The following is a 14,461-nucleotide window of genomic DNA, read 5'->3' on the forward strand; positions in this document are numbered from 1 at the left end:
ATCAGTTGGTGCGGCTCGGTCGTTGATTTCCAAAAATCGTAGCGCTACTATTAGCTATCACCACGGCTTCAAGAACCGTCGGGACGGGAGACACGGCTCATGGCTTCGGTCAGCCTGCGCAAGCTTGAGAAGAGCTACGGCGCGTTCCGCGTCGTGAAGGCCATTGATCTTGAGATCGTCGACGGCGAATTCCTGGTGCTGGTCGGTCCGTCCGGTTGCGGCAAGTCGACCACGTTGCGGATGATCGCCGGCCTCGAACGCATCAGTGGCGGCGAGATCCGGATCGGCGACCGCATCGTCAACGATCTGCCGCCGCGCGAGCGCGACATCGCCATGGTGTTCCAGGACTACGCGCTGTACCCGCACAAGACGGTGCGCGAGAACATGGGCTTCAGCCTCAAGGTGCGCGGTACGAACGCGACGGACGCGGACGCCAAGATCCGCGATGCGGCAGAGATGCTCGGCATCACCCATCTGCTCGACCGGCGGCCGGGACAGCTCTCCGGCGGCCAGCGGCAGCGGGTTGCGATGGGCCGGGCCATCGTGCGGCGGCCGCAGGTCTTTCTGTTCGATGAGCCGCTGTCCAATCTCGACGCAAAGCTGCGCGGTCAGGTCCGCACCGAGATCAAGCGGCTGCACCAGACGATCGGCACCACCATCGTCTACGTCACCCACGATCAGGTCGAGGCGATGACCCTGGCCGATCGCATCGTCATCCTGCGCGGGGGCGACATCGAGCAGATCGGAACGCCGGAAGAGGTCTACAACAATCCCGCGAGCGTTTTCGTCGGTGGCTTCGTCGGCGCTCCCTCCATGAACTTTGCCAAGGCCAAGGCCACTCAGGGTTATCTCGATTTCGCCGATGGCAACCGCTTGCCGCTCGCGGGCCTCGCCGGCGCGGCCCTTTCGGCAGTTGACGGGCGCGAATTCATCGTCGGCATCAGGCCCGAGCATTTTACGCCGGGCGCGTCCGATGTCGGCCTCGACAGCCAGGTTCAGGTCGTCGAGCCGCTTGGCTCCGACACGCTGGTGCATTTTGCGGTGGGCGGCGCGACCTTGACCGCGCGGCTGCCGCCCGAGCTTCGGCCGCAAGCCGGTCAGGCCATCAAGCTGGGGCTGGACCCCGCCAAAATTCACCTGTTCGATGCGGAGACGGAGCGCGCCTTGCAATAGAACGGGCGCAGCGAGGCCATCAACGACAAGCCAGCAAGGTCGCGAGCAAGCGGCGAGCTTTTCCGGGAGGACAATATGAGTGTGGCACGCATTTCAAAGATGGCGGGATGGCTGTTCGGATGTGCAGCGTTCGCATTCGCAACCGGCGCCGCCGCCGAGACCAATTTGAAGGTCTTCGTTACCAGCCAGGGGCAGCCCGGCATCTGGCGCACGCTGCTCGATCAATACGAGGCGCGCAATCCCGGCGTGAAGGTCAGTATTGAGCTCGGCGGCACGACCTCGGATCTGCAGGCGCAATATCTCAACACGGTGCTCACGGCGAAGGATTCCTCGCTCGACGTGCTGATGCTCGACGTGATCCGGCCGGCGCAGTTCGCGGCCGCGGGCTGGACCAGCCCGATCGCAAGCGACATGTCTTCTTATCTGCGCGCCTATGCCGAGGCGAACACGGTCGACGGCAAGGTGGTCGCGCTCCCCGCCTTTGCCGATTCCATGTTCCTCTATTATCGGAAGGACCTGCTCGACAAATACAGGCTGCAGCCGCCAAAGACCTGGGACGAGCTCGCGGACGCCGCCAAGAAGGTCGCAGACGGCGAGAAGAATCCGAACCTGCAGGGCCTGTCTTTCCAGGGCAAGGCGATCGAAGGCGCGGTCTGCACCTTCCTCGTGCCGTATTGGAGCCAGGGCAAGGTGGTGACCAAGGACGGCAAGCTCGATTTCGATCGTGACGCCGCGACGAAGTCGCTTGCGCTCTGGAAGGGTTTTGCCGACAGCGGCGTCGCCAAGAAGAACATCGCCGAGGTTGCAACCGACGACACGCGCAAGGAGTTTCAGGCCGGCAACGTCCTGTTCGCGGTGAACTGGGCCTACGCCTGGGCGATGTCGCAAGGCGCCGAGTCCGCCGTGGCCGGCAAGGTCGGTGTCGCGCGGCTTCCGGCGGTCAAGGGCGGCGAGCAGGCGACCTGCCTCGGCGGCTGGGAGTGGGGTGTGTCCGCCTTGTCCAAGAACCAGGAGGAAGCCAAGAAGCTGGTGGCGTATCTGTCGAGCCCCGAGGTCTCCAAATACGTGGCCATCAACGGCTCGCTGCTGCCGACCTACGGCACGCTCTACAAGGACACCGACGTCACCAAGGCGGTGCCATGGTTCGCCGATGCTCAGGCGATCGTCGAGACCGCAAAACCGCGACCCGTGACGCCGCGTTACAACGAGGTCAGCGAAGCGATCCGGACCACGGTCAACGCGGTGCTGGCAGGTGCCACCACGCCGGCGGACGGCGCGGCCCAGATCGAGGCGCGCCTCAAGCGGATCATCCGCTAACGGCGTCCAGCACATCCGGGTTGGTCTGCATGACAACGACATCTACGGTCAAGAACGGAGCGGGCGGCGCTACCGCACGGCGTGCGTTTCTGTCGCGCTGGTTCGATCCGGACGACACCACGCTCGCGGTGCTGCTGTTCTTGCCCGCCGCGATCCTGCTCGGCGTGATGATCGTCTATCCGGTGTCGCGGTTGATCTACACCAGTTTTCTCGACCTGTCGCTGACGTCGGGCCTGCCGGCGCGCTTTGCCGGGCTCGCGAACTTCAGGCAGATGCCTGACGATCCCGTGTTCTGGCAGGCGACCTGGAACACGGTGCTGATCACGCTCATCACCGTGCCCGGCTCGCTCGTCGTCGGGTTTGCGCTGGCGCTGCTCGCCAATTTGCCGTTCCAGATGAAATGGCCGGTGCGGCTCTCGCTGTTGATCCCCTGGGCACTGCCGCTCTCCTTCGCCGGCCTGATCTTCGGCTGGTTCTTCCATTCCGAGTATGGCGTCGTCAACGATGTGCTCAACCGGATCGGTTTGCCCACCGTGATCTGGTTCAACTCGCCGCGTCTCGCCTTCGCCGCGATCTGCCTTGCGATCATCTGGAAGGCCTCGTCCTTCATGGCAATGATCATTCTCGCGGGCCTGCAGACCATTCCACGTTCGCTTTACGAGGCCGCGGACGTCGACGGCGCCGGCCGCGTGCGGCAGTTCTTCGAGATCACGCTGCCGCTGCTCAAGCCCACCATCGTGGTCGCGCTGATCTTCCGCACCATCACTGCGCTGCAGACTTTCGACATTCCCTACATGATGACGGGCGGCGGGCCGGGCACCGAAACTGCGACGCTCGCCATGTACATCCACCAGAATACCGTGTCGTTCCTCGACCTCGGCTACGGATCGGCGCTCGCGGTGGTGATGTTCGGACTGTCGATGCTGGTCACGGCGCTTTACCTGCGTATGATCCGCAGCAGCGGGGCTGCATCGTGAGCACGGCGGTCGCCTCCACCCTCAACTCGGTCCTGTCGGGAAAACCGCTCCGGGCCATTGCCGCGCTCGTTCTAGTCGTCAACGGCCTGTTTCCGGCGCTGTGGATCCTGCTGACCTCGTTCAAGACCGAGGCGGAGCTCACGCAAAAGCCGATCACCTGGTTGCCGCACGCGGCGACGCTGCGGAACTACATCCAGGCGTTCTCCGACCAGCCGCTGCTCACTTTCTTGTTCAATAGTTTCATGGTCGCGCTGCTCTCGACTGCGCTCACGCTTCTGGTGTCGGTTCTCGCGGCCTATGCGCTGGCGCGGCTGAATCTGCGGTTCAGGGGGCTGATCATGTCCGTCATCATCGCGATCTCGACCTTTCCGCTGGTGACGCTGCTGGTCCCCTTGTTCGAGACGATGCGTGCGCTCAATTTGCTCAACTCGTGGACGGCGCTGATCCTGCCCTACACCGTGCTCAGCCTGCCCGTGTGCACCCTGGTGCTGACGTCGTTCTTCGAAGGCATCCCGCGCGATCTGGAGAATGCCGCCATGATCGACGGCTGCACGCGATTTGGCGCGCTGTTCAGGGTTGTGGTGCCGCTGTCGGCGCCAGGCGTCTTCACCGCCGGCATCCTCGCCTTCGTCAACGCCTGGGACGAATTCCTATTGGCCCTGTCGTTCAACTCCAATCCCGGATTGCGGACGCTGCCGGTCGGCATCCAGCTCTATCAGGGTGAGTTTGCGTTTCCCTGGCCGGTGATCTCGGCTGCGCTCGTCGTCGGCATCGTGCCTATCGCAATTCTGATCGTGATCTTCCAGGAGCGCGTCGTCTCGGGGCTGACCGCAGGCGGCATCAAGGGCTGACGGAAAGGCCAAGTGGAATGGACTTGAAACTCGAGACAACCCCATCCGGCTTTGCGCTTTCCATGTCGGGCCGCCGGATTCTCGCTCACAGTGCTGCGGCGCCGTGTTTCTTCGTCGGCCGAGGCGATGACAGCATCAAAATGCACCGCGGCCGCTTCGTAATCGAAGATCGCCTGGCCGAACGCTGCCCGCTCGGGCATGCCGAGATCGACGGCAACACGGTCCTGCTATCCGCGGCCAAGGGGCAGCCCGCGCGCCTCGCCGTGACGCTCGAAGGCAATGCGTTGGCGCTACGGTCGCTCGATCCGTCCGTGAACCGATTCTGGCTGCGCGTCGCGGCTGACCGTGACGAGCATGTCTGGGGTGGCGGCGAGCAGTTCTCCTATTTCGACCTGCGTGGCCGGCGGTTTCCGCTGTGGAGCTCCGAGCCGGGTGTCGGGCGCGACAAGACCACCGAGATCACCTTCAAGGCGGACGTGGCCGGGCAGGCGGGTGGCGACTACTATCACACCAACTATCCGCAGCCGACCTACCTGTCGTCGGCGCGCTACGCGCTTCACGTCGAGACGTCTGCCTACAGCGTGTTTGATTTTCGCGAATGTGAATTTCACGAGATCGAAGTCTGGTCCGTTCCGGCGCGCATCGAGCTGTTTGCCGCTCCGACCTTCGTCGCGCTGGTGGAGACGCTGTCTGGTCGTTTCGGCCGCCAACCGCCGCTTCCGGAATGGATCTACAACGGCGCGATCGTCGGCCTGAAGGATGGCGCGAATTCGTTCACTCGCCTCGCGAAGATGCGCGCCGCCGGCGTCAAGGTGTCCGGCCTCTGGTGCGAGGATTGGGTCGGGATTCGGCCGACCGCCTTTGGCGCGCGGCTGTTCTGGGACTGGAAGGCCAACGAGACGCGTTATCCGGGCCTGCGGCAGCGCATCGCCGAATTGCACGACCAAGGCATCCGCTTTCTCGGTTACGTGAACCCGTATCTCTGTAACGACGGCGTCCTGTTCGAGGAGGCCGAGAATGCCGGTTACTTCGTCAAGGACGCCTCGGGGCGAACGGCCCTGATCGACTTCGGCGAGTTTCACTGCGGCACCGTCGATTTCACCAATCCGGACGCCGCGGCATGGTTCTCCGAGGAAATCATCGGCAAGAAGATGCTCGACTATGGTCTGTCCGGCTGGATGGCGGATTTCGGTGAGTATCTGCCGGTGGACGTGCGTCTCGCCAGCGGCGTCGATGCACGGCTTGCGCACAACCTTTGGCCGACGCTGTGGGCCGAAGTGAACGCGAAGGCGGTGGCGAGCCGCGGCCGCACCGGAGAGGCCGTGTTCTTCATGCGGTCCGGCTTCACGGGTGTGCAGAAGTCGTGCCCTTGGCTTTGGGCCGGCGATCAATCGGTCGACTTTTCGCGGCATGACGGTCTGGTCACGGTGATCTGCGCCGCCCTGTCGTCGGGATTGCTCGGCAACGCGTTTCATCACTCCGACATCGGCGGCTACACTAGCCTGTTCGGCAATCTGCGCACGCCCGAGTTGCTGATGCGTTGGAGCGAGATGGCGGCCTTCACGCCCGTGATGCGCAGCCACGAAGGCAACAGGCCCCGTGACAATCTGCAGCTCGATGGCGATCCAGCGGTCCTCAAGCATTTCGCCAGGATGACTGCGATCTACGTTCACCTCTCGCCTTATCTAAGGACCTTGTCGCTGGAAGCTGCGCGTCTGGGCCTTCCGGTCCAACGTCCGCTGTTCCTCCATCACGAAGACGACCGGCGAACCTACGGCATTCAGGATTGCTATCTCTATGGCCGCGATCTGCTTGTCGCGCCCGTCTGGCAGGCTTCCCAGGATCAGCGGAGCCTCTACCTTCCGGCAGGGAGCGACTGGATCCATGTCTGGACCGGTCAGTCATTTACAGGCGGGCAGGAGATATCGGTCGCTGCGCCGTTGGGACGACCTGCGGTGTTGTATCGGGCGGATAGCGAATTCAAACCGCTTTTTGCAGGACTGCGCGAGGTGTAGGGCCTCCTGGCTTGCGTGCGACTTTATATCACCGGCTTGCAGGACGGGTGTGGAAGGTTCCTTCTGCGGCAGGTGCCCCGTCGACAAGTCAGAGGATGGGACTGGGCAGCGTGCGGCCAGCGAAATGCGCGGCGAGATTGTCGCGCATCAACTGACCCATCGCCTTGCGGGTCTCGACCGTCCCGGAGGCGTGGTGAGGCTGCAGGAGGACGTTCGGTAGCTCCAGGAATTTCGGATTCAGGTTCGGTTCGCCCTCGAAGACGTCGAGCGCCGCCGCGCCGAGCTTGCCGCCGGCAAGCGCCGAGATGAGTGCCTCTTCGTCGATGTTGGAGGCTCGTGAGACGTTGATGAGCAGTCCGTTGGGGCCGAGCGTTTCGAGAACCGCAGGTCCGACGATGTGCCGCGTTGCCGCCGAGGCGGCGAGCGTGACGAACAGGACATCCGAACGCGCGGCGAGCGCGACCGGATCGGCGACGAAGGTCCAATCGCCGGCGTATGGCTTCGCCTCGATGTCGGAATAAGCGACGTCCATGTCGAAGCCGGCCAGCCGGCGCGCCACCTCAAACCCGATGCGGCCGAGGCCGAGGACGCCTGCGCGCTTGCCCCAGGCTCGTGTCCTCAGGGGATAGAGTCCCTTGGCGGCCCATGAACCGTCCCGCACCCAGCGCTCGGCACCGTTCACGCCGCGCCATTGCGCGAGCATCATCGCGATCGCGAGGTCGGCCACGTCCTTCGTCAGCACGTCCGGCGTGTTGGTGACGCGGATGCCGCGCGACCGGCAGCTGTCCAGATGCACGGCATCGAAGCCGACGCCGTAGATCGAGATGATCTCGAGCTTTGGACATGCCGCGATGAGTTCCGCGTTCGCGCCGAGCTCGCCGCGCGTAGCGATGGCTCGCACGCGGGCTCCCACTTCGGCGAGGAGGGCGGGCCTGTCGGCCGCCTCGAAGTAGCGGTGCGCGATGTAGGTTTCATCAAGCGGGAGCTGATCCCATTCCGGATAGGGGCCCATCTGAAGGATTTCAGGCTTCGACATGCAGGTGAGCGCTCCTCTTTGGCGCGGTCTTGACAGTTCATGTTATCGATAACATAGTGTAGTGAGAGTGGTATGTCGAGCCGCAAGAAAAGGAAACAGGGTGGCAATCAACTTGTTCGATCTGACAGGACGCCGAGCGCTGGTGACAGGATCTTCGCAAGGTATCGGCTTTGCGCTTGCGCGCGGCCTGTCCGAGGCCGGTGCGCAGGTCGTTCTCAACGGTCGCGACGAGGCCAAGCTTGCGGCTGCCGCGAGCTCCATTGCCGGCGCGCGAACGCTCGCCTTCGATGCCGCTGATCACGCCGCGGCCCGTACGGCCGTCGACCGCTTCGAGGCCGACATCGGGCCCATCGACATCCTCGTCAACAATGCCGGCATGCAGCACCGCGCGCCGCTCGAGGATTTCCCGGCGGACGCGTTCCAACGCCTGCTGCAAACCAACATCGCCTCGGTCTTCAATGTTGGCCAGGCCTGCGCGCGCCACATGATCGCGCGTGGCGCCGGGAAGATCATCAACATCGCGTCGGTGCAGACTGCGCTCGCGCGCCCGTCGATTGCGCCCTACACAGCGACGAAGGGCGCGGTCGGAAATCTGACGAAGGGCATGGCGACGGACTGGGCGAAACACGGCCTTCAGGTCAACGCGATCGCGCCCGGCTATTTCGATACGCCGCTCAATGCCGCGCTGGTTGCGGATTCCGCGTTCTCGGCTTGGCTCGAAAAGCGCACCCCCGCGGGCCGCTGGGGCAAAGTCGAGGAACTCGTCGGCGCCTGCATCTTCCTCGCTTCGGGCGCGTCCTCCTTCGTCAACGGGCACGTGCTCTATGTCGACGGCGGGATCACGGCCTCGCTCTGAGGCGTGCCGCCGAAACTCACCGCGGAGATGTCGAAATGCCCTGTTCAGTCGCATTGATCGGCGCCGGCGCCATGGGCGGCGCGATCGGAACTCGATTGGCTCAGACCAACACCCGCCTGTTGGTGTTCGATCTCGATGCTGCGAAGGTAGCTAGCCTCGTCGAAAAGGGCGCGACCGCGGCCACCACCGCTGCGAAGGCTGCGGCCGAAGCTGACGCCGTGATCCTCAGCCTCAACTCGCCCAAGATCGTCCGAGCCGCCGTGTTCGGACCGGCAGGCGTCGCCGAAGGCGCGCGGAAGGGCACGCTCATCATCGACATGTCGTCGATCGATCCGGAATCCACGCGCGCGCTGGCGAAGGACGCGGCCGCAGCCGATCTGCGCTGGGTCGATAGCCCTCTGTCCGGCGGCGCGCCGAAAGCCTTGATCGGTCAGTTGACCTGCATGGCCGGTGGGGACGCTGCCGATGTCGCGGAGGCGCGGGCGGTGCTCGCCGAGGTCGCCTCGAATTTCACGCATATGGGTCCGAGCGGCGCAGGACAGACCACGAAACTGATCAACCAGGTTCTGTGCGCGCTCAACTTCGTCGCCGTCGCCGAGGCGACGGCGCTGGCTGAGGCCTCAGGTGTGGATGCGGCCAAGATTCCGCAAGCCTTGCGTGGCGGCCGCGCCGACAGCGCGATCCTCCAGGAATACATGCCGCGCTTTGCCGCGCGCGACTATCGTCCGACGGGCCGCATCGACAACATGGTGAAGGACCTGAACGGCGCGCAAGATCTTGCGCGCCAGACGGGCATCGCGATGCCGATGACTGTCGTCTGCGCCGAGATCCATCGCCTGCTGACCGCGATCGGGTGCGGGGCGATGGATCAGGCCGCGCTCATGGAATTCTGGGCGGCGCGCACGCCGCCCACCTGATGCGCACGTGCGGGCTCAGGACAATCCGTGCGCGTTGACGAAGATCGCGTAGAGCGATGTCTGGGCGGTGATGTAGAGCCTGTTTCGTTTCGGTCCGCCGAAGGTCAGGTTGGAGACGATCTCAGGCACCGGAATGCGTCCGATCAGCGTGCCGTCGGGCGCATAGACGGCGACGGCATCCGCCGTCGACGTCCAGATATTGCCGTTCCGATCGACGCGGAATCCATCATAGAATCCGGCCGGTGAGGTCGCGAAAATGCGGCCTTCGTTCACCGTAAGCCCGCTCGGTGCAACGTCATAGGCGCGGATGATAGCCGGCAGGCCCGGCACGTGCGTCGCGCCCGTTTCGGCGACATAGAGCAGCCGTTCGTCGGGCGAGAAGGCGAGACCGTTCGGCTTCACCATGTCTGTCACAACTGCCGACAGTACGCCGCTCGCCGGCTCGAAGCGATAGACATTGCTGGCGCCGATCTCGCTGGGCCCGGCATGCCCTTCATACTCGCTGTCGATGCCGTAGGTCGGATCGGAGAACCAGATGGTTCCGTCCGACTTGACCACGACATCATTGGGAGAATTGAAACGCTTTCCTTCGAAGCGCTCGACCAGTCCCACCCAGCGGCCATCGGGCTCCAGCCGCGAGATGCGGCGGCCGCCGTGTTCGCAGGCGATCACACGTCCCTGCGCATCGCGGCTATGACCGTTGTGGTAGCCACAAGGGTTTTCGAACACCGAGACCGAACCGTCGGTCTCGTCGAAGCGCAACACGCGGTCGTTGGGAATGTCGGACCACAGCAGCGACTTGGCGGCCGGCACATAGACCGGGCCCTCGGCCCAGCGGCTGCCAGTCCAGAGCCTGTCGAGCTTGGCATGTCCGATGACCAGCGCGTGAAAGCGCTGGTCGAGAACGTCGTAAGTGCTCACGGCGTCAGATCTCCGCGATCAGTCGGTCGGCAGCGCGAAATCATCGGCCTTGAAGACCGTGTGGAAGATGGAGCCGTCGAACATCTCTGTCAGCCCCTTGGTCACTTCGCGGCTCTCGAAGCGAACCGGCGAGGCGAGCGCTTGCTCGATGGCCTCCCGCGAGGGATAGCGGATCGCGAGCACCATCTCGTAATGCTGGGCGTCACTGTCGCTTTCCTCCTGGCGCAGCACGCGAACCTCCTCGGCGCCGGGAAAGCGCGTCCACAGCGGCACGAGTTTCTCGCGCACATAGGCGGTGAATTCAGCTTCGCGTCCCGGCTTGATGCGGCCACTGAAAAAAGCGCAACGGATGAACATCGGTATTCGCTCGTCTGTCTGATGGGTGGAAGAAAATCGGCGGTCAGCTTCCGGCCGACCGCCGAGGGAGCACGGTCATGCCGTGCTCGGGGTGAGGGGAAGGACGCTTAGAGGCCCCAGGCTTTCTTGTAGGAGTCGCGATAGCCGTTGCCCGGGTCGAACGTATTGGTCGGGCCGCCGTCGAATTCGACATTGGCCTTGGTCACCACATGCAGCGGCGAGACGTAACCCGACCACTTCTCTCCGGCAATGGCGCGGTTCAATTCGTCGACAAGCTGCCAGCCCTGGAGGTTGAGTGGTTCGGCCACGGTGACAGCCTGGTAGGCGCCGGAGCGGATGCGTTGATAGGCGCTTTCGGAGCCGTCGCCCGCAGCGACATTGACGGGCGCGCCGGTGCCCTTGATGCCGGCCGCGGACAGCGAGGGCGCCATGAAGTCATAGTAGAGGTCGTTGATCGCAAGCGAATGCGTCCAGGCGGCGCCGTGCTTTTGCAGCAGCGAGGTGGTGAGCTGCGGCATGCGCGTCGAGGTCTCGGCGATCGGCGTATCGACCCATTCGAGAACCTTGCCGCCGAGCGCCTCGATCACCTCTTTCATCTTCTTGGCCTTGGCGATCGCGATCTCATAGGTCGAATCGGTGAAGATGATCACGCCCGGCTTGCCCTTGGCATCGACGAACGCCCAGTTGGCCGCGGCCGTGGAGACGGCCATCGGATCGGTCGTCACATTGGCGAAGACGCCGGCTTCGGGCACGGGGCCGATGGCGGGAGCGGCGTGCCAGGAGACCATCGGAATCTTGGCGGCCTTGGCCGCCTCCATGCCAGGCTTCTGCTCGACCGCGTCGAAACCGCAGATCACGAGGCCGTCGGGCTTGAGGGTCATGGCCTGACCGAAGGCGGCGGTGCGGCCGGAGACCGAGCCGGCGCCATCAAGCGTGCGCACGGTCCAGCCGGCGGCCTTCGCCGCTTCCTCGATGCCCTTGGTGACGCCGAGCACACCGCCGTTCTTCATGTCGGAAGCAAGCACGACGATGGTCTTGCCCTTGGCGATCTTCGGAGCGGTGGTCGGACCGTCCCATTTGTCGACCTTGGAAGCATATTTCTCGACGAAGGCGTTGGCATCAGCGAGCGAGTCGGCGTGGGCGGAGGCAAGACCGAATGCGAGGCCGGCGACGACAGCGCCGGTTCTTATCATCGAATGCAACATAGAGCGTTCTCCTTGGTAAATTGCCGTTTCGGTTTCATCGCCGGCTTTGCGCCGGACTTTCCGTTGTGGCCGGCTCGTCGCCGGCCACGAACTCCATCGTTGGTTGGTTTCAAGCCCTGCGATCGGGTGCGCCGACCGGGACCTTCGCAACGGCCCCGCGCTTCCTCTGCGCGTATCCGGCCATTCCGATTGCGGCGAGCAGCGTGAGGCCGTTGAAGAGCGGCTCGACCCAGAAGGAGCCGCCGAACTGCTGAATGCCGGCGATGCCGACCGCGAGCACCGCGACGCCGACGATGGTGCCCCAGACGTTGACGCGGCCGGGCTTGATGGTGGTCGAACCGAGGAAGGCGCCGACCAGGGCGGGCAGGAGATATTCGAGGCCGACGCTCGCCTGGCCGATGCGCAGCTTCGAGGCAAGCAAAACGCCGGTGACAGCGGTGAGGATGCCCGAGGCCATGAAGGCGCCGACCGTGAAGCGCTGCACCGGAATGCCGTTGAGCGCGGCCGTCTTCGGGTTGGCGCCGATGGCGTAGATGTAGCGGCCGAGCGGCAGATATTCGAACATCAGCCACATCGCCACCGCGAGAACGAGCACATAGAAGCCCGTGATCGGCAGGCCGAAGACCATCGTGCCGTTGAGCGCGAGGAACCCTTCCGGCAGCATCGCGACGACCTGCCGGCCGCCGGTGTGCCAAAGCGCGAGCGCATACAGCACCGTGCCGGTGCCGAGCGTGGCGATGAAGCTGTCGATGCGCGCGACTTCGACCAGCAGACCGTTGAGAAGGCCGGTGAAGGCGCCCAGGCAGATGACGACGAGGACCGCGACCGGCCAGGGCAGGCCGAAGGCGGTTTGCAGGCTGATCACCAGGATGTGCCAGAGCACGATGCCATAGCCGACCGTGAGGTCGATCTTGCCGGCGGCCATCGGGATCATCGCCGCGAGCGACAGCATGGCGATGATCGACTTGTCGGACACGATCGAGCGCAGGTTGAGCAGCGTCGGAAATGTGTTGGGCAGGAGGATCGAGAACAGCGCGATCAGCGCCACGGTGATGATCGGCAGGCCGTACACCGGCAGCAGCCGCGTGATCTTCTGCGACAGCGACGCGCCGGCGAGATCCGCGCGCGTCGGCTCCAGTGCGTTCGATTCGATCGAATTCATTCCCATGCGTTCCTCCCGGCGGGCCTCTCGCGAGCCCGTGCGATTTGTCCCTTACGCGGCCTCGGAGGCCGACGCGGCGGTGATCAGGGCTTCGGTCGTAAGGTTGTCGCCGGCGATCTCGGTGATGATCCGGCCGCGGTTGAAGACGAGCGCGCGATGGCAGATATGCGCAACTTCTTCGAAATCGGTGGAGACGACGACGACAGCAAGTCCTTCGGTGATGGCGCGCGCGATCAGCCGATAGATCTCAGCTTTGGCGCCGACGTCGACGCCGGCAGTCGGATCCTCGGCCACCAGCAGCTTGCGGCCGGTGGCAAGCCAGCGTCCGACGACGACCTTCTGCTGATTGCCGCCTGACAGCCCCTCGATGGCGAGATGCGGATCATTGGGCCGCAGGCCCACGAGGGCGCCGAGCTTGACCGCCTCTTCCGCTTCGCGGCGCGGTGCCAGCACGTCGAACAGGCCGCGCCCGGAAGCGCCCGGGTTGAGGAAGGCATTTTCGCGGATCGACAAGGATGCCGCGATCGATTCCTCCGTTCGGTCGCGGGCAACCAGGCCAATGCCGCCGGCCATGGCGGTCACGGGGCTGGACAGATCGGGGGCCGTGCCGTCGATCAGGATCTCACCGCGATGCGCGACCGCGCCGAACAGCGCGCGGCCGACGTCCTCCTGGCCCGCGCCGCGCAAGCCCACGAGGCCGAGGAGTTCGCCCTCGCGCACGTCGAAATCCACAGGACCGGCCTTCGGGGTGATCAATCCTCGCACCGTGACGCGGGTCTTGCCGGAGTGGGAAGCCGCTTTCTCGAACATGTCGAGCAGGGGCCTGCCGACGATCAGCCGCACCAGATCTTCCGGCGAAGTCTCGCTGATCGCCTTCTCGCCGACGAGCTGACCGTCGCGCAACACGACGACGCGGTCGGCGATGCGGAAGATCTCGTCGAGGCGGTGCGACACATAGATCATGCCGACGCCCTGCTCGCGCAGGCGCCGCAGCGCCGCGAACAGGCGCTCAACCTCATCTGCCGGCAGGCTCGCGGTCGGCTCGTCGAGCACGAGGAAATCGCAATTGACGACGAGCGCGCGGGCGATGGCGACCAGCGACTTCTCGGTGCGCGACAGGCTCGACACGCGCGTGGTCGGGTCGATATCGCAGCCCACGAGCGCGAGCGCTTTGGTCGCGCGCGCCTCGGCGCCACGCCAGTCGATGAGGCCGAACGGCCGGGTTCGTGGAAAGCCCTGCGCGAGGCCGACATTCTCCGCCACCGTCATCCATTCGACGAGGCCGAGATCCTGATGGATGAAGGCGACAGGCTGGTGGTCGGCGCGGCCGCCGGGCGCATGGTGATAGGGCTCGCCTGCGATCGTCACCGCGCCGGCATCCGGACGATGGATGCCGCCGAGTACCTTGATGAGGGTCGACTTGCCCGCGCCGTTCTCGCCGAGCAGGGCGACGATTTCGCCGCGCCCGACGCCGAAGCTGACGCCTTTGAGCGCGCGAGTGCCGCCAAACGACTTGACGACTCCATCGAAGCGCAGCGCACCCGATGCCATGCCTGGCTCTCCTCCCGAAATCGCCAGCCGGCCGCGAACGATTGGGAGCATCTCCCGACCGTTGACCAGGCGCTTGGCGATCGTGATCCGTTATGGCGTCATATTTGTTATCGATAACACCGT

General features: G+C 64.6%; 13 protein-coding genes. 7 read left to right on the forward strand and 6 right to left on the reverse strand.

The window, feature by feature from the left end; translation table 11 throughout:
• The first annotated feature begins 99 nt into the window (after positions 1-99).
• From ugpC to QA645_RS12815, 5 genes are all read left to right on the forward strand, one after another.
• Positions 100-1,173 (forward strand): sn-glycerol-3-phosphate ABC transporter ATP-binding protein UgpC, encoded by a 1,074-nt coding sequence (ugpC, locus tag QA645_RS12795; protein WP_283050588.1) that lies wholly within the window; start codon positions 100-102, stop codon positions 1,171-1,173.
• Between the two features lie 75 nt (positions 1,174-1,248).
• Positions 1,249-2,490 (forward strand): ABC transporter substrate-binding protein, encoded by a 1,242-nt coding sequence (locus QA645_RS12800; RefSeq protein ID WP_283050589.1) that lies wholly within the window; start codon positions 1,249-1,251, stop codon positions 2,488-2,490.
• A 29-nt stretch (positions 2,491-2,519) separates the two neighbouring features.
• On the forward strand, positions 2,520-3,467 hold the full coding sequence (locus tag QA645_RS12805; RefSeq protein WP_283050591.1) for a sugar ABC transporter permease: 948 nt from the start codon (positions 2,520-2,522) through the stop codon (positions 3,465-3,467).
• Complete coding sequence (locus QA645_RS12810; RefSeq protein WP_283050593.1) at positions 3,464-4,318, forward strand: carbohydrate ABC transporter permease; 855 nt, start codon at positions 3,464-3,466, stop codon at positions 4,316-4,318. The genes QA645_RS12805 and QA645_RS12810 overlap by 4 nt, the downstream gene beginning before the upstream one ends.
• A 23-nt stretch (positions 4,319-4,341) precedes the next feature.
• The gene (locus QA645_RS12815) at positions 4,342-6,333 is read left to right on the forward strand and encodes an alpha-glucosidase (protein ID WP_283050595.1); all 1,992 of its coding nucleotides are present in this window, start codon (positions 4,342-4,344) and stop codon (positions 6,331-6,333) included.
• Positions 6,334-6,421: 88 nt separating this feature from the next.
• Here the strand turns inward: QA645_RS12815 and QA645_RS12820 are convergent, their stop codons facing one another.
• Positions 6,422-7,369, reverse strand: coding sequence for a 2-hydroxyacid dehydrogenase (locus QA645_RS12820; protein ID WP_283050597.1), 948 nt, complete (start codon positions 7,367-7,369; stop codon positions 6,422-6,424).
• Between the two features lie 100 nt (positions 7,370-7,469).
• Here QA645_RS12820 and QA645_RS12825 point away from each other — a divergent pair, with 100 nt between their 5' ends.
• Together QA645_RS12825 and QA645_RS12830 are read left to right on the forward strand one after the other, a co-directional pair.
• Positions 7,470-8,225, forward strand: coding sequence for an SDR family oxidoreductase (locus QA645_RS12825; RefSeq protein WP_254194837.1), 756 nt, complete (start codon positions 7,470-7,472; stop codon positions 8,223-8,225).
• Between the two features lie 35 nt (positions 8,226-8,260).
• Positions 8,261-9,142, forward strand: coding sequence for an NAD(P)-dependent oxidoreductase (locus tag QA645_RS12830; protein ID WP_283050599.1), 882 nt, complete (start codon positions 8,261-8,263; stop codon positions 9,140-9,142).
• A gap of 15 nt (positions 9,143-9,157) precedes the next feature.
• On the opposite strand, the gene QA645_RS12835 is transcribed toward QA645_RS12830, so the two are convergent.
• From QA645_RS12835 to QA645_RS12855, 5 genes are all read right to left on the reverse strand, one after another.
• Positions 9,158-10,063: an SMP-30/gluconolactonase/LRE family protein gene (locus QA645_RS12835; protein ID WP_283050600.1), complete on the reverse strand. Its 906-nt coding sequence runs from the start codon at positions 10,061-10,063 to the stop codon at positions 9,158-9,160.
• Between the two features lie 18 nt (positions 10,064-10,081).
• The gene (locus QA645_RS12840; protein WP_283050602.1) at positions 10,082-10,420 is read right to left on the reverse strand and encodes a hypothetical protein; all 339 of its coding nucleotides are present in this window, start codon (positions 10,418-10,420) and stop codon (positions 10,082-10,084) included.
• Between the two features lie 107 nt (positions 10,421-10,527).
• Positions 10,528-11,625: a substrate-binding domain-containing protein gene (locus QA645_RS12845; protein ID WP_283050604.1), complete on the reverse strand. Its 1,098-nt coding sequence runs from the start codon at positions 11,623-11,625 to the stop codon at positions 10,528-10,530.
• A gap of 109 nt (positions 11,626-11,734) precedes the next feature.
• On the reverse strand, positions 11,735-12,787 hold the full coding sequence (locus QA645_RS12850) for an ABC transporter permease (protein WP_283050606.1): 1,053 nt from the start codon (positions 12,785-12,787) through the stop codon (positions 11,735-11,737).
• 51 nt (positions 12,788-12,838) lie between these two features.
• The gene (locus QA645_RS12855) at positions 12,839-14,338 is read right to left on the reverse strand and encodes a sugar ABC transporter ATP-binding protein (protein WP_254133026.1); all 1,500 of its coding nucleotides are present in this window, start codon (positions 14,336-14,338) and stop codon (positions 12,839-12,841) included.
• Between the last annotated feature and the right edge of the window lie 123 nt (positions 14,339-14,461).

Source organism: Bradyrhizobium sp. CIAT3101, from assembly GCF_029714945.1.
Classification (GTDB): domain Bacteria; phylum Pseudomonadota; class Alphaproteobacteria; order Rhizobiales; family Xanthobacteraceae; genus Bradyrhizobium.